The organism is Phocaeicola acetigenes, assembly GCF_027529745.1.
Taxonomy (GTDB): Bacteria; Bacteroidota; Bacteroidia; order Bacteroidales; family Bacteroidaceae; genus Phocaeicola; species Phocaeicola acetigenes.
This window is the reverse complement of record NZ_JAPZVM010000004.1, coordinates 68,728-87,288: the sequence shown is the minus strand read 5'-3', so window position 1 is coordinate 87,288 and position 18,561 is coordinate 68,728. Positions and strand designations below refer to the sequence as shown.

Genomic DNA, 18,561 nt, shown 5'->3' with positions numbered 1-18,561 from the left:
CTGAAATCGTTATGAAGTATGTTTTTTGTGTGTTGTTCTTGATTGGTCTTTTATTTCCTCTTGCAGGACAGGCACAGTATATCTCTTGCGTGCGTGATGAAGGAGCAGACCGAATAGAAAATCTGAATGGGGACAAAGGATATTTGTTATTGGCTAAACGGAATGACTTGGTAGTAGTGGTAACAAACGCCAGAAAGTATGAGGTATATCCTAGTCCAGAAAGACCGGACGGATATTATGAATATCGTATCATAGTAGATGCAGATGAAACCTTTCAACCCAAAGTAGAGGTCAGCAAAAGAGGAAGTGTCTATAAAACCGATTTTTTGGAAACAGTAAAATCAGATTTTTTGATTGCTTTTCGCTTGGAAGAAGTGATGATACCTATTCGTATGGATGCACAGGAATCTGTACAGAATGTACATTTTAATGAAACAGAAGCTGCATTAGAGTTTACTTCTTCTATTAAAGGGCTGCAGGTACATTGTCATCCAGACCTGAAAGCCGTGATTACATCAAAAAAGCATGATAAAGATGTGAATATTACAATTATTACGGTCACATTTCCATTAGATGTGATTAGACGGGCAAAGGAGAGAGTAGAAGAGGCAAATAAGGCTTTTGTAGCACAGGATGTGAAAATCAATGAAGCAAAAGAACAACTGCCCGACGCAGAATGGGATACTTTGGATGTATTGGATTTGAGAAGAGCGCAGCGTGAATCGGAATTACAGGAATTGACTGCGGTAGATGTTTTTGCAGAAGGAACAAACCATCTTCCAATATCAGTGGCAGATTTGGGCCCTCGTGACAAGAAATGCTATGTAGTACTTCCTTTGGTTATAGAAAAGAACATTTTTGTGACCGAATGTAGTCAGTTTATGGATTTGGGAACTCAATTGTTTAATAACCGTAAATATAAAGAAGCACGTGATGCTTACGAAAGTGCATTTAAGGCAGAAGATGTAGTACCAAATATGCGTATGGCAATTCGTGAATCTATTGGTCAGTGTGACAGCTGTATGTTATATGATGATTTGGCAGCCAGAACATATAAGAAAATATTGGAGTTAAAAAAGGAGGGAACAGCTACTCAAGAAGAAGTTTCGAATTATGCATCTGCCTTGATCGACTTTTTTTCGAAGATAAATAACTATAATCCTTGTGATTATTATCGTCGTCAGATTGATAATCTGCAGAAACAGTTGAATCGTTTGCCTTTGAAGATAAAGTTCCGAGTAGTTGAGTGGAAAACATTGAATGAGGGAGATTACATACCTGGAGTTGAGTTTTGGGCTTATCATGGAGATACTCCTATTTCTTCAAATATGTTTTCTACAGATAAAAAATTTCAAAAGGTGTTAGAGAAGAATGGAACCTCTTTTCAGCAGATTGGAGTTACAGATGAGAATGGGATTGTAGAATTGGAACTGGATAGAGAGAAACTTCCAAAAGGTTTTTTATTCCGTCCGGATAAAGAAAAGAATATAAAAATAAAGTATATGACGATGGAGGAGTTGATGAGACAGGCTCGTGGTACATTTATGGAGAAGCAATTTCGATTGAAGATGTTTGTTAAGTAAGAAAATATTACTGAAATATTTGTAGGCTATTGGAATAGATAGAATTTTAATTTATATAATTATGAAAAGAGGTTATTTAAGAATTGCAGTGATTACAGTGTTGATGTCTATGTTTGCAACCAATGTATCTGCACAATTTTGGAAGAAATTAGAGTCCGCTGTTTCAAAGGTAGAAGATGCATCTAAAAAAGTTGATGATGTAACAAGGCAAGTAGATGATGTAAGCAAACAGTTGTCTCCTGGAGATGAAGAAAATGGGGAACAGGCAAAAGACAGTATTTCTGCTGAGGATTTTTTGAAAAATGTACCTTACTATACAGTAAAAAAAGTGATAGAAACTGATGCGGAAGGAAATCCTGTCAAGAACGAAGATGGAACAATAAAGTATACATTTCAACTGATTGATAAAGACGGTAATGTAGGAGATCGTAATACTGCTAAAAAGCATTTGAATTCTGCTTTGAAGTCAGGAGCTATTATTTTAGCAAAAGTTGGAGGAGGTGCGGCCGCTGGAGCTTTAATAGGAAAAAAAGTGGGAAAATCGAAGAAAAATGCCTGGATTGGTGCTGGAATAGGTGCCGCTGTGGGTCTGATAGGATCGGCCGGTGATATTAAGAAAGTAAAAGAACAGGTTAAGTTATTGAAAGAGTGTAAAAGAACACTGAGCTTGTATGAAAAGACTTTTACAGAAGAAGGTACTCCTATTGATGCTACAGTTGATTTAACTAATGTTGATGGTTTTAATTTTATGGCATGCGAGGAAATATCCAAAACGTCTGAAGATATAAAGAAAGAATTGTTGGCTTCTAAACAAGCTGGTGATGCAATGGGAAATGAATCTTTAGAGGATGTAGAAATACCAGATGATTTATTGGGATAAGATGCAATAAAAGATTATTAACAGTTATTGGATGCGCTATCTAAAGAAAATATAGATAGAAGTTTTTATAGTGGCTGAAGTCGTAGATTTCAGCCACTATTTTATTTTCTGTTGTTTTACACCGGGAACTGTATATGCAATATCGTTCCTTTTCCGGGTTGGGATTCTATTTGGAAAGTACCTTGAAGCTGGTGGATACGCTCTTTTATGCTTCGGAGTCCTAATCCGGATTCCAGTTCATTTTCCTCTACCTGAGTGACGTTAAAGCCTATTCCATCGTCTTCGAAAATAATTTCAATTTGTCCGTCTTGCCGGCTGGTGGTAAGATACATGTGTTGTGCATGTGCATGCTTGATGGTATTGGAAACAGCTTCCTGTATGATGCGGTATACTTCCAGAATCTTTTCGGGAAGAAGAATGACACTCTTTACTTCCGGTGAAATATAGGAACTTATTTGAGGACTTCCCAATAAATTCAGTTTCTCGGTATATAGCAAAAGCATATCGTACAAGCTGATGTGCTCAAATTGAGGTGTAGACAACTGATGGGAAAGGTTACGTACATTTTCGCGTATTTGAGTAAGCTGTTCTGACAGTTGCTTCTGTTCGGATTGGTTTATCTGCATGTGAATAGAAAGAAGTTCATTGCAGATTCCGTCGTGCAACTCCTTGGATATACGGTTGTTGCTGTCTTCCAATCCCTTGAGATATTGTTCTGTCATTTTTTTACTCATTTCACTGGCCAAAAGGCGGCTTTGGCTCTCCTTCTCCCTTATTTTGAATTCGAGTTCCGTCTGCTTCAGGCGGAAGGCAATTCTGCGCTTGCGCATATGAATAATCAGGAGGGCAGACATCAGTATGAAAATAGCCAGAATAATGATAATGGTATAAATACGGGCCTGATAAGTAGCCTTTTCGATGGCTCTCTTTTCATTCAGCTGACTTATTTCCAGGTCTTTCTCCTGCATTTTCAGTTCCGCTTCGAAACTTGCCAGACGTTTGTGATATTTCCCTTTCTGCAAGTCCAGTTCTTTTTCATAAGCTTCGTGTGCAAGTTGGGCCGACAAGAGCGGATTGTTTTTCTTGGCCTCTATTTCGGATAGCAATAGCAACGATTTGGGCAGCATGATGTTAAGTGAATCATTCTGCCGGTAGAAATTGATTGCTTCGGTGGTGTAGGTATAAGCTTGTTCCGGTGAGTTGCTGTCGTGCAGAAGCGCATAGCCGTACAGATAATTGAAGTTGGCTTGATAATGAGGATTTCTTGACTGTTCCCGATAGGATAATGCTTTCCGATAATATTGCAGCCCTTCTTTCGGCGATCCCAAATCACGGAATATACGTCCGCATTGCGTATAGAGATAAAATTTCAATCCCCCCGGAGTCTGTTCGTTGATGCTTTGTTCTGCCAGCAAGAAGGTATCACGTGCATTTTCCAGATGATGAGCATTGGTAAGCAGAATACCGTGATTGCAAAGCAAGACAATCCGGTTGATACGCGATTCCATGGAAAGGCTGTCTAAAACGGGGTAATCAAATTGTTTACGTGAAATCTGTACTGCTTTTTCGGTTTCCTCTATCTCGTTGTACAGAATGGAAATATTGGAGATGATGATAGAAGCCAACCGGTAATCTTTTCTGATTTCGGCTATTTTAAGAGATTGCTGATAGGAATTGATGGCTTTGTCGAGCATGAATAAACGCCGGTAGATGGCTCCTTCCAGATTGTAGGCTTCCGAAAGTATATCAGACATGTTGAGGATAGAAGCCTGTTCGATGGCCTTTTTTACTATTTCTACGGCTTCTTGATTGTTATTTCCCTGCCATAATCCGTAAGCCATTTCGTAAGTGATTTTACACTCCAGCTTCTTTATTTTTTTAAGCTCCTCACGATTGGTGGTCTGGTTTTTCAACTGTTGCAGTTCTTTACTGGCCTGTACAGTGATGGGGTAAGACTGCTCGGATTTTCCTTGGCCGTTCAGACAAATAACGTAAGTGAGCTTCAGCTCAAGGCTCTGCAACGACGGATGCGACCAGTCATCTTGTTGGATAGCAAGAGAATAAACCGAGTCTACTTTGTCGTAAGCTCCCTCTTCGTCGAAAGCCTCAATTTGTTTGATAAAGTCTTGTGAAGTTGCCTGTGTGATACCTGTGCAAAAAAGCAGGATCAGTAATAAAATGTTTTTCATACTGTAATCCATCCTTTAATAAAAGCCATTCGCATGAGATGGGAAACATTGATGGCTCCGCTTTTCAATAATATGTTTTTACGCATCGTGTCGATGGTGTTTTTACTCAAATTCAATTCCTGTGCAATTTCATCGGAAGTCAGTCCGCGAGAGAGCATGTTGATGATTTCGTTTTCACGCGGGCTGGGGGTATAGCTGACCGAGTCGGCTGCAGAATGGTCTCCCAAAATGGAAAGTACCACATTGAGGGCAGAAGACGAATAGAACTTCTTTTGTTCCTCCAGTATCGAGGAGACAGCTTTGCTCATTTCCTCCGTCTTGTCGCTTTTGATGACGATACCCGATACTTCTCCTTTTATAAGAAGCTTGATAATCCAAAACTCCGTATGCATGGTATATACAATGACCGGAATGTGTATCTCTTTTTTTCTGAGGTAGGCCAATACATCCAACGCTGTCTTGTCGTGGAGCTCATAGTCCAGAATCAGAAGATCGGGGATGGTGTGAGTAATGTATTGGTAAAGTTCCGAATAATGATGCCCGGTGGTGATGCAATATTTCTTTTCTGTTGCAAGCAACTGTGCCAGTCCTTCGGCTACTACCGGATGATCGTCGAGTATATATAATGTAGGCTGTGTCATGAGCTTGTTTTTTTCTTATTTTTACAAAGATGGGTAATTTTGTCAATTTATACAAATTAATGCATATAAACAATTGTAGTCTTTGAAGAAACTGAAATAAAGATTTGAACTTGAAGTGCACCCAAAAAGATTTTGGAAAAAACTCTTGAATTCTTGTATCAAATAATTAGGATATGTAAAACGAATCTTTTATTTTTGTTCAGCTATAAAAAATGAATACATATTAACTTAAAACATAAAATCATGGAAAATGAAGAATTGATTAAACAGTGTGCGGAAAAAGCACAGAAATGGCTGACACCTGCTTACGATGCCGAAACACAGGCTGAGGTAAAGCGCATGCTGGAAAATCCGGACAAAACAGATTTGATTGAAGCTTTTTATAAAGATTTGGAATTTGGTACTGGTGGTTTGCGTGGTATCATGGGTGTAGGTTCAAACCGTATGAACATCTATACTGTAGGTGCTGCCACTCAGGGCTTGTCTAACTATCTGAACAAATGTTTTGAAGGAAAGAAAGATATTTCTGTAGTAGTAGGTCACGACTGCCGTAACAACAGCCGTCTGTTTGCCGAAATCTCTGCAAATATCTTCTCTGCCAATGGTATTAAAGTATATTTGTTCGAAGATATGCGTCCTACTCCGGAAATGTCGTTCGCTATCCGTCACCTGGGATGCCAGAGCGGTATTATCCTGACTGCTTCTCACAACCCGAAAGAATACAACGGATACAAAGCATACTGGGACGATGGTGCACAGGTATTGGCTCCACACGATAAAGGTATCATCGAAGAAGTAAACAAGATTTCTTCGGCTTCTGAAATTAAGTTTGAAGGAAACAAGGAACTGATTCAGGTAATCGGTAAGGAAATTGATGACGAATACTTGCGTCAGGTACATACTATCTCTATCGATCCGGAAGTAATCAAACGCCAGAAAGATCTGAAGATTGTGTACACTCCGATCCACGGTACAGGTATGATGCTGATTCCGCAGTCATTGAAATTGTGGGGATTCGAAAATGTACACTGCGTACCCGAACAGATGGTGAAGAGCGGCGATTTCCCGACAGTAGTTTCTCCGAACCCGGAAAATGCAGAAGCGTTGTCAATGGCTATCGACCTGGCTAAAAAGCTGGATGCAGATATCGTAATGGCTTCAGACCCGGATGCAGACCGTGTAGGTATGGCTTGCAAGGACAGCAAGGGAGAATGGGTATTGGTAAACGGTAACCAGACTTGCTTGATTTTCTTGTATTACATTATCAAGAACCGCATTGCAATGGGTAAGATGAAAGGCAACGAATTTGTTGTGAAGACCATTGTAACTACAGAATTGATCAAGGCAGTAGCCGACAAGAATAATATTGAAATGATGGACTGCTACACAGGTTTCAAATGGATTGCACGCGAAATCCGTCTGAACGAAGGTGTAAAACAGTACATCGGTGGTGGAGAAGAAAGCTACGGCTTCCTGGCAGAAGACTTCGTGCGTGATAAAGACGCTGTTTCTGCTTGTTCATTGCTGGCAGAAATCTGCGCATGGGCAAAAGACCAGGGCAAGACATTGTATGATATCTTGATGGAAATCTATGTAGAATACGGATTCTCTAAAGAAGTAACTGTCAATGTAGTAAAACCTGGTAAGAGCGGTGCAGACGAAATCAAGGCCATGATGGATAACTTCCGTGCTTGTCCGCCGAAAGAATTGGGTGGCTCGAAAGTGGTTTTGGTAAAAGACTACAAGTCATTGAAGGCTACTGATGCAGAAGGCAATGTAACCGACTTGCAGATGCCGGAAACATCAAATGTACTTCAGTTCTTTACAGAAGACGGTACAAAAGTTTCTGTACGTCCGTCGGGTACAGAACCGAAGATTAAGTTCTATATGGAAATTAAGGGTGAAATGCAGTGCCCGAAATGCTATGCCGGAGCTGATGCTGATGCTACAGAAAAAGTAGAAGCAGTGAAGAAATCATTAGGCATTTGATAAAAAGACTATGTAGATTTTTTTTCATAGTAAAAATTTAAGGTTAGGAAAGCTGTGCCACGTGAGTGGCGCAGTTTTTTTTGTGTATAATGTTCTGTTCTTGTTCCCTGCCATAGGAAAATGAATATGATACAGGTCGTGTACAATAATCAGCGGTGTCGGCTGTGTATTCGGCGCAGTCGGCCGTAAAGACGACGGTGTCGTTTTTATATCCGACGACGTCGGACGGAGTATTTCCCTGTCAGAAGAAAGTGTGTATACAGATTTAAGGTTGGATGAACCGGAATACCGTTTCCGAAATGTCTGCAATAATTTGTGCGTTTGTCTGGTCTGTTTCAGAAGAGTTGCAGACAAATACGGCCAATGTGTAGTAAGTGCCATTGGGCAGCAATATGAATCCTACATCGTTGCATCCAATCATTTCTCCTTTTTCATTCCGGTCTCCGGTTCCTGTTTTATGCCCTGTGCGTATCGATGTACCGGAAAAAGGCTTTGGAATACGGTCTTTCCCCGTTTCGCAAGTCAGCATGGTCTCCTTGATGAAATCCTGATTGGTTAAAGTAAAAAGCTGGCATTCTATAAGCTTATTGGCCAGACAAGCCGCAGCAAGAGGAGAAGTCCAGTTTTGGTAACAAAGGTTCAAGTCGCGGTGCATATCCTCTTCGGTTGCACAAATCCGGAAGTCATTAATCCCCAGTGAACGGACATACCGGTCGGTTGCTTCAGTTCCTCCTGTATATTCGAACAGAATATCACAAGCATTGTTGTCACTCAGTTGTAGTGTATAAGTCAGCAGTTCCCTGATTGGAAGACTGATATTGCCTTGCGGATACTTGTCGCGCAAGGGACTGTAGGTATTGGGATGCAATTGCTCTTTACGGATATAGACCGGTGTGTCGAGCGAAAGCCCCTGCTTCTCAATATAGTTGATTACGGCCAATGCCTGATGCAGTTTGAATACACTCATCATGGGGTATTGTACATCGTTGTTTACGGTCAGAGTATCCTGTCCGTTGATGATAACAGCCACTCCGACCTGTGCCTTTTTACTTTCGATAAGTTGGCGGATTTGCTGTTGCAGTCTGCTCTGTTGTGCCTGTAAGCCGGAAAGACACAAGATTATGCTGAATAAAAGGAAGAATATGCGCATTATTTATTTTTTTATATATTTGTTTTGGCAAAGGTATATTTATTTACTCTAATAAAGTGCTGTTTCACTTTCATATAGAGTGGATTGGATAAAATTTTTTTGAATAAAGTTTTCCAAAGTATAGATTTTTTGTCGTTTTTATATTGAAAATACTTGAATTTTATGTTGCCGGTAGGTTCGTATTTTCAAAAATTTTATCTTTGTATAACATAATAGACATATTTATGGAAGAGTATATTTTAACCGTTTCGATGACTGCTGAATCCCTTTATCGGGTATTTGAAGATGCTGTACGTATGACTTGTGCCGGATATTATACGCCGGATCAAATTGATGCATGGGTAGAGAGAGCCGATTTACAACACTGGGAATCTCTTTTGGAATCCGGTTTGCATTTTATAGCAGCCAGACATATTTTGTCGGACGAAATAGTAGGCTTCATTTCGGTAGATTCTAATGGTTATCTGCATGACTTGTTTGTTGACCCTTTACACCAGTGTAGAGGAGTGGGAAGCCTTTTGCTGTATACAGCCGAAAAATTTGTCGTAGAATGTAAGTCTATTATGTTGGATGCCGAAGTAAGTCTTCCGGCTCGCCGGTTCTTTGAGAAACGGGGATTCCATGTACTGTGTACTCAAGAGGTAGATGTATTGGGAATAAGACTTGATAATTTTGTGATGCAAAAGTCCTTGGTCCTTCAGGGAAATGCTGAAAACTATGACGAATTGTTGAGGCTTTGGGAAGTTGCCGTACGGCATACTCACCGTTTTTTGAATGAAGGGGATATTCTGTTCTATAAGTCAGAGATAATGAATCATTATTTTCCGATTCTTTCTTTATACATTATATATAATAGATTGGGCAATGCCATTGCTTTTATGGGACTGTCTGATGAAAAGATTGAAATGCTTTTTGTACACCCCGACGAACTCCACAAAGGATATGGCAGCATTTTGATTGATTATGCGGTACGCGAGAAAAATATATATCGTGTAGATGTAAACGAACAAAACCGGGAAGCTTTGGCTTTTTATTTGCATAAAGGATTCCGGATTGTGGGACGGGGCGAGGAAGATGATTTCGGTAAACCTTATCCTGTTTTATATTTAAGCGCGGAAAGATAACAGAAATGTTATATGATGTGTAACGGGAGTAAATTTTCTATAGTTGTTTTAGAATGGATAATTTTCAAGGAATAGTATTAGGCAAGCAGAAAGACATGGAAAAGGAATTTCAGTCTTTTTTTATTCGTAACTTTCCGAAAGTGAAGAATTTTGCTAAAATGCTGTTGAAGTCTGAAGAGGATGCGGAAGATGTATCCCAAGATATCTTTCTGAAACTGTGGATGCAGCCGGAAATATGGCAGGGGAAAGAGGAGGCAGACAGCTATATTTATTCCATGACGAAGAATCTGATTCTGGACCGTTTTAAACATATCAGTGTGGAGCGGGAATACCTGAATATAGTAGTCCCCGAAACTTTGCTTTCCGAACTGATGGGGGAGGATTATGTCCTTGAACAAATGTATTATAAGGACATCCAGTTGCTGGTACGCCTTACTTTGGAGCATTTGCCGGAGAAGCGGGTGCAGATTTTCAAGATGAGCCGTTTTATGCATTTGTCGAATAAAGAAATAGCGGAACGCCTTGATTTATCGGTCCGTACGGTGGAACATCAAATCTATTTAGTTCTTTCGGAATTAAAAAAAGCAATTTTTTTATATTTTTTCTTGAGTTTATTTAAGTAGTTGGTCTCGGTTATTCGTCTTATAAGTGAAAAGCACTTAAAATAACTGTTTAAATGAAAAATTGTATAAGACGAATTGTAGAGACCTTTGTCCGGAATGACTATTCGGAACAGACCAAGAAAGAGGTTTGGAAGTGGTTTGCGGACGAAGAGCATGCAGAGGAAAAAGAGCAGGCTTTACATATGTTATGGGAAAAAGCCGGCATGGAGAGTGCTCCTGCAAACATGAACGATTCGCTGAAAAAGATGAAGCAAAATATAGGGTTTCAAACGGAGACTCGCCGTAAGAAGCTCCTTCCTTCCTGGATTTGGCAGGCTGCTGCAGTTTTCTTTTTTGCCGTATCAACCGTGTCTATCACCTTGATGATTTATTTTAGTCGGATAGAAGATGTAGATTTGATAGAAAACTACACTCCGGTAGCTGATTTGCGTCAGGTGACCTTGCCCGATGGCACTGAGGTTATTCTGAACTCAAAGACTACCTTGCTGTATCCGGCTCAGTTTAAAGGAGACACAAGAAGTGTGTATTTGATAGGGGAGGCAGACTTCAAAGTAAAACCGGACAAAGAACATCCGTTTATTGTCAAGTCGAACGGTTTTCAGGTCACAGCATTGGGAACAGAGTTTAATGTAGAGGCATATGCCGATGATGATTGCCTGACTGCTACCTTGCTGTCGGGAAGTGTACAGGTCTATTTTAATAATTTGCAGTCGCAGGTAATATTGAAACCCAATGAGCAATTGGTGTTCAACCGTAATACTAAAACACATCAAGTGCATCGGCCGGATATGGAAGACGTAACTGCATGGCAACGGGGAGAATTGATTTTTAGTGAAATGTCATTGGAAGACATTATCACCCGTCTGGAACACAAATACCCATATACCTTTGTATATAGTCTTCACAGCTTGAAGAAAGACCGGTATACATTCCGTTTCCCGGCCAAGACAACTTTACCTCAGGTAATGGATATTATAACACGGGTTGTGGGAGATATGGAATATCAGATAAAGGAGAACAAGTGTTATTTGATACAAAAAAAGAGATGACTTAAATATTAACCTTTAAAAACAAGAAAAACACGCCTATGATAAAAAAGTATCCGGGAAGAGGCCCCAATTCTTCCCGGATATGAAATCTACATTCTTAAAGAATTAGCGTTTACTTATTTCTACGCTATGCAACGGTAAAATGAAGTAATAATCAATTAACTAATACTTAAGAAATGCCAACAAAAATACAAAATATAATGAATAAGCAGACAAGAAATAAGGTTCTTTCATTATTTTTATGTTTACTTCTTGCTCCGGGTGCTACTTTTGCACAGCAGGACAAAAAAATTACTATTCAGAAGCAGAATATTTCTGTAATAGAAGCCTTGAAACAAGTAGGAAAACAGACTGGAATGTCTGTAGGTTACAACAATTCTCAGTTGAAGGGAAAAGAGAAAACCAATTTGAGTTTGCAGAATGTAGCCCTGGAACAGGCACTGGAAACTATTCTGAAAGGAACAAACTATACTTATCAGATTAACGGTCAGTATATTCTGATTGTAGAAAAAGCACAGAACTCAAACGCAAAACTTCAGAAAGTATCTGGTACTGTTGTAGATGCAAACGGTGATCCTTTGATTGGTGTAGCAATCCAGATTAAAGGTACTACTACCGGAACCATTACAGGTATTGATGGTGATTTTGCATTGGATGCACGCAAAGGTGATGTACTTGTAGTTTCTTACATCGGTTATGCTACTCAGAATATTACTGTGGACAAGCCTTCTTTGGCTATCCGCATGAAAGAAGATACAGAGGTGCTGGATGAAGTCGTTGTAACTGCATTGGGTATTAAGAAAGAAGCAAAATCTTTGTCTTACAACGTACAGCAGGTAGATAACAGCGAAATTACCCGTATCGCAGATGCCAACTTCGTAAATAACTTGAACGGTAAGATTGCCGGTGTAACCATTAACTCTTCTTCTTCGGGTGTAGGTGGTTCTTCACGTGTGGTAATGCGTGGTGCCAAGTCTTTGAATGGTAACAACAACGCATTGTATGTAGTCGACGGTATTCCAATGTTGGATATGTCTGCAGCTAACGGCCAGCCTTCGGATGCTTACGAAGGAGCCGGACTTTCCGGAGACCCTATCTCTGGTATCAACCCGGAAGATATCGAATCAATCTCTGTATTGAGCGGACCTTCGGCTGCTGCTCTTTATGGTAGTGCTGCCGCAAACGGTGTAGTAATGGTAACTACCAAGAAGGGTAAAGAAGGACGTACATCAGTAACTATTTCTAACAATACTACCTTCTCTTCTCCTTTGGTTCTCCCGGAATTCCAGAACACATACGGACAGAGCGAAACTGGCAGTTTCTATAGCTGGGGAACAAAACTGAAAACTCCGAGCAGTTATGATCCGAGTGATTTCTTCCAGACTGGTGTCAATGTAACAAACTCTGCCAGCTTGTCTACCGGTACTGCAAAGAACCAGACTTATGTTTCTTTGGGTACAACAAATGCCAACGGTATTATTCATAATAACGATTATGAACGTTACAATGCAACTGTTCGTAACGTAAGCAAGATGCTGAAAGACAAATTGACTCTTGATTTGAGCTTTATGATGAGTGAAATCAAGGAACAGAACATGACCGCTCAAGGTTTGTACTTCAACCCGTTGGTTCCGCTTTATCTGTTCCCTGCAGGTGATGATTTTTCTAAGATTCAGGCTTATCAGCGCTATGATGTAGAACGTAACTTGCTGACTCAGTACTGGCCATACAGTGACGGTCTGTCTTTGCAGAACCCGTACTGGATTACCGAACATATCACAATGCCTAATAACAAGCATCGTTATATGGCTACTGCATCATTGAAGTACGATTTCGCTAAGTGGATTAACGTAAGCGCTCGTGTAAAAATGGACCGCAACAATGAAACTCACGAACGTATGTACGATGCGGGTACCAATACGTTGTTTGCCTCTAAATATGGTTTCTATTCTAAGAGCAACATCGAAGGAAAGCAGGTATATGGTGAATTGTTGGTAAATATCAATAAGTATTTCGCTGATAATACATTGAACTTGACTGCCAACATCGGTGCCAACTTCGAAGATAACAAGTATCAGTCTGACTATTTTGGTGGTAAACTGAAATCAGTAGCCAACTTGTTTACTTTCGGTAACGTAGATACAACTGAAAAGAATCTTGCCAACCAGTATGGATACAACATTAAGAAACGTGCCGTATTTGGTAGTGCACAGTTGGGATATAAGTCAATGGCTTATTTGGATGTAACAGCCCGTAACGACTGGTCTTCTACTTTTAAAGGTACAGCTACCAATTCATTCTTCTATCCATCTGTCGGTTTGTCTGGTATCTTTACCGATATCTTTAAATGCAGTACCGATATCATGCCGTATATGAAGGCACGTATTTCATACTCTGAAGTAGGTAACTCTCCTGACGTATTCCTGGCTATTCCGACTTATGCTTTGGTAGACGGAACTCCGGTTACCCAGTCTCGCCGACCGAATGCAAACCTGAAACCGGAACGTACCAAATCATGGGAACTTGGTTTCAACTTTGTATTCTTTAAAAACAAATTGAAATTGGATGCTACTTTGTATCAGTCTCGTACTTACAACCAGTTCTTTGAACGTACTTTGTCTTCTACAACAGGATACAAATCGGAAGTTGTAAACGGTGGTCGTGTTGATAACAAGGGTATTGAAGTTTCTTTGCGTTACGATGATCAGTGGGGCGACTTCGGATGGAGCTCATATTTGAACTACTCTCTGAACAAGAATAAAGTGGTAGAATTGCTTCGCGACTACGAAGATCCGTTCACTCATGAAAAGACTTCATTGAACTGGATTGATATGGGTGGTACAAGTATGTACAAGATGATTCTGACCGAAGGTGGTTCTATCGGTGATATCTATGTCAATACATTGCGTACAGACGAACACGGAGCTATTTATGTACACCCGGTAGATCAGGTAGTTGTTCCTGAATACGATAACTTTGTGAAGGCTGGTAACAGTGCTCCTAAGTACAACTTGAGCTGGGGTAACACCTTCTCTTACAAAGGCTTGTCTCTCGGATTCCTGTTGACTGCACGTGTAGGTGGTATTGTTGTTTCTCAGACTCAGGCAGTGATGGATTCATACGGTGTATCTCAGGCTTCTGCAGATGCTCGTGATATGGGTGGAGCAATTGTAAACGGTCGTCCTATCGATGCACAGAAATATTATACTACTGTAGGTGGTGCCGGTAATACTGGTGGTATTGGTTCTATGTATGTATACAGTGCAACCAATGTCCGTTTGGGTGAACTTTCATTGGGCTATGATGTTCCAATCAACAAGTATGTAAGTTGGATTCAGGGACTGAACGTATCATTCATTGGTAAGAACTTGTTCTTCCTGTATAGAAAAGCACCTTTCGATCCGGAATTGACTGCAAGTACTGGAACTTATTTCCAGGGAATCGACATGTTTATGTCGCCAAGCTTGCGTAACCTGGGATTCTCTGTGAAAGTACAATTCTAATCAACCTTAAAACTATAGAACATATGATTTCTAACAATATAAAATCTTGGAGAAAATTCTCTTTATTGGGATTGTCTTTGGCTTTGATGAATACATCATGTATTGATTATATGGACAATGTGAATCCCAATGAAGTTACAGAAGAAATGATGGGAGTGGACAACCTGAAAACAGGTGCGTTTTTCTCTCAGATGTTGCGTCGTGTAGTAATTATCAAAGATGGTGAGATGATGGACTCTGACTATCAGATTGCGCAACAATTGTCTCACGACCAATATGCAGGATATATAGCAGCAACTTTGGGTAGTACTGCACACAATGGACAGTATATTTTTCAGGAAAGTTGGGTAAATGCTACTTTCGACTATGCTTTTACCGGAATTATGGCTCCGTGGCAGAATATTCATAAGATTGCTACAGAACAGGGATTAGAGGAAGTCGATGCATTGGCAACAGTGGTAAAAGTTGCTGGTATGCACCGTATTGCAGATACTTTCGGCCCTATTCCTTATGTAAATTATGGAGCATCCAATCAGTACGATCCGCTTGATAAGATTTATGAAAAATTCTTCGAAGAATTGGGCTCTGCAATCGAAATCTTAGGAAACTATGTGAGTGGTAACAGTAGTGCAAAATTGATGAGTGACTACGACTATATCTATGGTGGCAGTGTGGCTCAATGGGTAAAATTTGCCAATACATTACGTTTGCGTCTGGCTATGCGTGTAGCTTACGCCAATCCTCAACTGGCTCAGGAACAGGCAGAATTGTCTGTAAACAGCCCTTACGGATTGATTGAAACAAAGGCCGATCGTGCAGAGTTAAATCATGGTCTGTTATCTTACCACCATCCGTTGCAGGAAATTGCCTACAACTTTAATGCAGGTGACTGCCGTCCTTGTGCTTCTATTGTAGCCTATATGGATGGATTGAACGACCCTCGTATCAGTAAATATTTTACACTGACAGGAGATGGTGGATATAACGGAGTACGTATCGGTATCTCTACTTCAAACATGGCTAATTATCAGGGTACAAAAGTTTCTAATCTGAATATGGATGCCAGCACTACTCCGGTAGTATGGATGACTGCTGCTGAATCATTCTTCTTGCGTGCAGAAGGTGCCTTGAGAGGATGGAACATGGGTGGTGATGCTAAAACTTTCTACGAACAGGGTGTACGTGTTTCTTTCGAAGAAAATGAAGCTGGTTCTGCAGACAGTTATTTGGCAGATGATACTTCTACTCCGGAGGCATACGAAGATCAGGTAGGTAGCGACAACTATACATTCAGTACAGAGGTCACTCCGGCATGGGATGAGGCTGACGATTTCGAAGGTAAACTGGAACGTATCATCACTCAGAAATGGATTGCGTTGTATCCAGACGGTCCGGAAGGCTGGAGCGAATACCGTCGTACCGGATATCCGGAACTGATTCCTGTAGTAGTAAACGGAAGTAACGGAACCATTGATACTGAATTGCAGGTACGTCGCTTGCCGTATACTCGTGATGAGAAAATCAACAATGCAGAAGGTGTTGCCAGTGGTATTGCTGCTTTAGGTGGTGCTGACAATGGCGGTACTAAGCTTTGGTGGGACAAACGTGATCGTTAACCGAAAATATAACTCTAAATAAAACAAACGACTATGAAACTTAAACTTACAAGTATATTGGCTTTGGGTATCGGGCTTGCGGCTTTCTCCAGCTGCGATACAGAAGTGGAAAAGCTTGAAATACAAAAGTTGAAAACATACGATGAACAATATTATGCGAATATCCGTGCTTACAAGCAGAGCAATCATGAAATGAGTTTCGCTTACTATGAAGCATGGTCTCCGATTGAAGGTGTGGAAGGTAGTAAAGATCCGGCTTCATGGGGAGAACGTATAATGGGACTTCCAGATAGTATCGACATTGTGAATTTGTGGATGGGTATTCCTACTCCAGAAACACATCCGGTAGCATATAGCGACATGAAGTATGTACAGGAAAAGTTGGGTACTCGCTTTGTGATGCATGCCGATGCTTCTCACTATCGTCATGTCTTTACTGTTGACGGTGTGGAATATGATATGGGTGGATCTCCAAATCCTTCGGATGAAGTGATGGCCGCTTATGCCAAATGGATTGTCAATCAGGTATTGGAACCGGGATTGGACGGTGTAGACGTAGACTATGAAGGATGGAATGGTAATGATATGTATCGTTTGACTGTAGAACTGGCTAAATATTTTGGTCCTCAAGGTTCTATTCCAAACAAACTGTTGATTATTGACTATTTTAATAGTGTTCCTCCAAAAGATTGTATTCCTTATTGTGATTATTTTGTACAACAAGCTTATAGTAATCAGGTAGGCTTCCTTACTCAACCTGCAGGATTCCCACCTGAGAAAATGATTTATTGTGAAACTTTTGGTGTATTCTATCTGGACGGTGGACGTTTGCTGGATTATGCTCGCTGGGAGCCGGAAGTAGGCCGTAAAGGAGGATGTGGTGTGTTCTTCTTAGGACGTAACTATTATTCTTCTTCTGGTATTCCTTACAACGAATTCCGTCAGTCTATTCAGATTATGAATCCTTCTATTAAAGAATAATAAACAATAAAAAGACTATGATGAATATACATACATTAAAGACTCTTTTATGGGGAAGCTTGCTTACCTTTTCTATGTTTAGCTGTGCAGAAGGGGATAGCTTCGATTATAATAAGAATGTGGTGTTGGTTTCGGGTACTGAAACTAATCCGGTTGTAAAGTTTGTGGTAGAAGATACTCCCTCTTCTTATGCGGTAACAGCTACATCTACGAATAAAGTAGATGAAGATGTAAGAATCAAATTTGGTATCGATAATTCTTTGGTAGAAGCTTATAATGAAGCGCATAGTACTAACTATTATCCTGTACCAGATGGTACTGTAGAAATAGAAAATCAGGATGTGGTGATAGAAAAAGGCAAGACTTTTTCTACGCCGGCTACTGTAAAGGTGATTTCTACAGAAGGTTTGGATGAGGGACGTGTATACGTAATTCCTGTTACTATTCAGCAGTCAGAAGGTTTGGATGTATTGGTTCCTTCAAAGACTATTTACTTGCAGATTTCTCGAGTACTTCATTTTACTTCTCTGAATATCAGTAATCCGGAATTGTATAGTAATTTCATGTTTAGTGAAGATAAGAAGTTGTCACTTTCGAACTTTACTTATGAAATTAAGTTCTATTCAGAAGAATGGCATTCAATTGCGCGTATGTGCTGCTTCTCTTCTGCAGACGGTAGCCGTTCTAATATGTTGCGTTTTGGTGAAGCTGGTATGGATGTAAACTGTTTGCAGTGGGTTTGTCCTACAGGTAGTGTACCTTCTGTTACTCGTTTCAGTACTAATCGCTGGTATACTTTATCTTTGACATACGATGGTAGTAAGTTTACTATGTATGTAGATGGCGTAAAAGACGCACAGCTCGATGGCGATGGTCAGCCTGTAGACTTCCAGATGTTTGAAATAGGTATGTCTTGGACAAGCTATAGATATTCACAATATTTCAAAGGACGTATTGCTGAAGTGCGTGTATGGAACCGTGCGTTGACACCTGCCGAGTTACAAATGGGACTCTGTGCAGTTGATCCACACTCTGAAGGTTTAATGGCTTACTGGAAAATGAATGAGGGAGAAAGCTACATTTTCCATGACTCAACAGACAATGGCTATGATATGGACTGGTCGAATACTTGCCGTGAAATTAATGAAGGTGCAGGTAATACATTTGGGCTCGACTATAGTGCACATGTAGCATGGGATGCTGATGAGAAAAATGAGTGTGTTCAGTAATTAA

At 40.3% G+C, this 18,561-nt stretch carries 13 protein-coding genes; 10 read left to right on the top strand and 3 right to left on the bottom strand.

Annotated features, from left to right (window positions below):
• Nucleotides 1–11 precede the first annotated feature (11 nt).
• Entirely contained in the window at nucleotides 12–1,583 is a 1,572-nt protein-coding gene (locus tag O6P32_RS06760; protein WP_269877609.1) for a hypothetical protein, read from the top strand.
• 61 nt (nucleotides 1,584–1,644) lie between these two features.
• A complete protein-coding gene (locus O6P32_RS06755; protein ID WP_178265499.1) occupies nucleotides 1,645–2,463 on the top strand; it encodes a glycine zipper family protein in 819 nt (272 codons plus the stop codon).
• A 116-nt stretch (nucleotides 2,464–2,579) separates the two neighbouring features.
• Here the strand turns inward: O6P32_RS06755 and O6P32_RS06750 are convergent, their stop codons facing one another.
• Nucleotides 2,580–4,652 carry a tetratricopeptide repeat-containing sensor histidine kinase gene (locus tag O6P32_RS06750; RefSeq protein WP_269877608.1) on the bottom strand — a complete coding sequence of 691 codons (2,073 nt, stop codon included), beginning with the start codon at nucleotides 4,650–4,652 and terminating at the stop codon, nucleotides 2,580–2,582.
• The gene (locus tag O6P32_RS06745; RefSeq protein WP_178265497.1) at nucleotides 4,649–5,293 is read right to left on the bottom strand and encodes a response regulator transcription factor; all 645 of its coding nucleotides are present in this window, start codon (nucleotides 5,291–5,293) and stop codon (nucleotides 4,649–4,651) included. Before O6P32_RS06745 ends, O6P32_RS06750 begins: the two co-directional genes overlap by 4 nt.
• A 243-nt stretch (nucleotides 5,294–5,536) precedes the next feature.
• Between O6P32_RS06745 and O6P32_RS06740 the strand changes: the two genes are divergently transcribed.
• Complete coding sequence (locus tag O6P32_RS06740) at nucleotides 5,537–7,282, top strand: phospho-sugar mutase (RefSeq protein ID WP_178265496.1); 1,746 nt, start codon at nucleotides 5,537–5,539, stop codon at nucleotides 7,280–7,282.
• Nucleotides 7,283–7,547: 265 nt separating this feature from the next.
• Here the strand turns inward: O6P32_RS06740 and bla are convergent, their stop codons facing one another.
• A complete protein-coding gene (gene bla, locus O6P32_RS06735) occupies nucleotides 7,548–8,432 on the bottom strand; it encodes a class A beta-lactamase, subclass A2 (RefSeq protein WP_269877607.1) in 885 nt (294 codons plus the stop codon).
• Between the two features lie 224 nt (nucleotides 8,433–8,656).
• On the opposite strand from bla, the gene O6P32_RS06730 reads away from it, so the two are divergent.
• The 7 genes from O6P32_RS06730 to O6P32_RS06700 all read left to right on the top strand — a co-directional run bounded on the left by O6P32_RS06730 (nucleotide 8,657) and on the right by O6P32_RS06700 (nucleotide 18,557).
• Complete coding sequence (locus O6P32_RS06730; protein ID WP_269877606.1) at nucleotides 8,657–9,556, top strand: GNAT family N-acetyltransferase; 900 nt, start codon at nucleotides 8,657–8,659, stop codon at nucleotides 9,554–9,556.
• Between the two features lie 95 nt (nucleotides 9,557–9,651).
• Nucleotides 9,652–10,179, top strand: coding sequence for an RNA polymerase sigma-70 factor (locus tag O6P32_RS06725; protein WP_269877604.1), 528 nt, complete (start codon nucleotides 9,652–9,654; stop codon nucleotides 10,177–10,179).
• A gap of 53 nt (nucleotides 10,180–10,232) precedes the next feature.
• Entirely contained in the window at nucleotides 10,233–11,228 is a 996-nt protein-coding gene (locus O6P32_RS06720) for a FecR family protein (protein ID WP_269877603.1), read from the top strand.
• A gap of 200 nt (nucleotides 11,229–11,428) precedes the next feature.
• Entirely contained in the window at nucleotides 11,429–14,731 is a 3,303-nt protein-coding gene (locus O6P32_RS06715; RefSeq protein WP_269877601.1) for a SusC/RagA family TonB-linked outer membrane protein, read from the top strand.
• Nucleotides 14,732–14,754: 23 nt separating this feature from the next.
• Nucleotides 14,755–16,347: a SusD/RagB family nutrient-binding outer membrane lipoprotein gene (locus tag O6P32_RS06710; RefSeq protein ID WP_269877600.1), complete on the top strand. Its 1,593-nt coding sequence runs from the start codon at nucleotides 14,755–14,757 to the stop codon at nucleotides 16,345–16,347.
• Between the two features lie 33 nt (nucleotides 16,348–16,380).
• The gene (locus O6P32_RS06705) at nucleotides 16,381–17,328 is read left to right on the top strand and encodes an endo-beta-N-acetylglucosaminidase family protein (protein WP_178265491.1); all 948 of its coding nucleotides are present in this window, start codon (nucleotides 16,381–16,383) and stop codon (nucleotides 17,326–17,328) included.
• A gap of 17 nt (nucleotides 17,329–17,345) precedes the next feature.
• On the top strand, nucleotides 17,346–18,557 hold the full coding sequence (locus O6P32_RS06700; protein ID WP_269877599.1) for a DUF1735 and LamG domain-containing protein: 1,212 nt from the start codon (nucleotides 17,346–17,348) through the stop codon (nucleotides 18,555–18,557).
• Nucleotides 18,558–18,561: the final 4 nt, after the last annotated feature.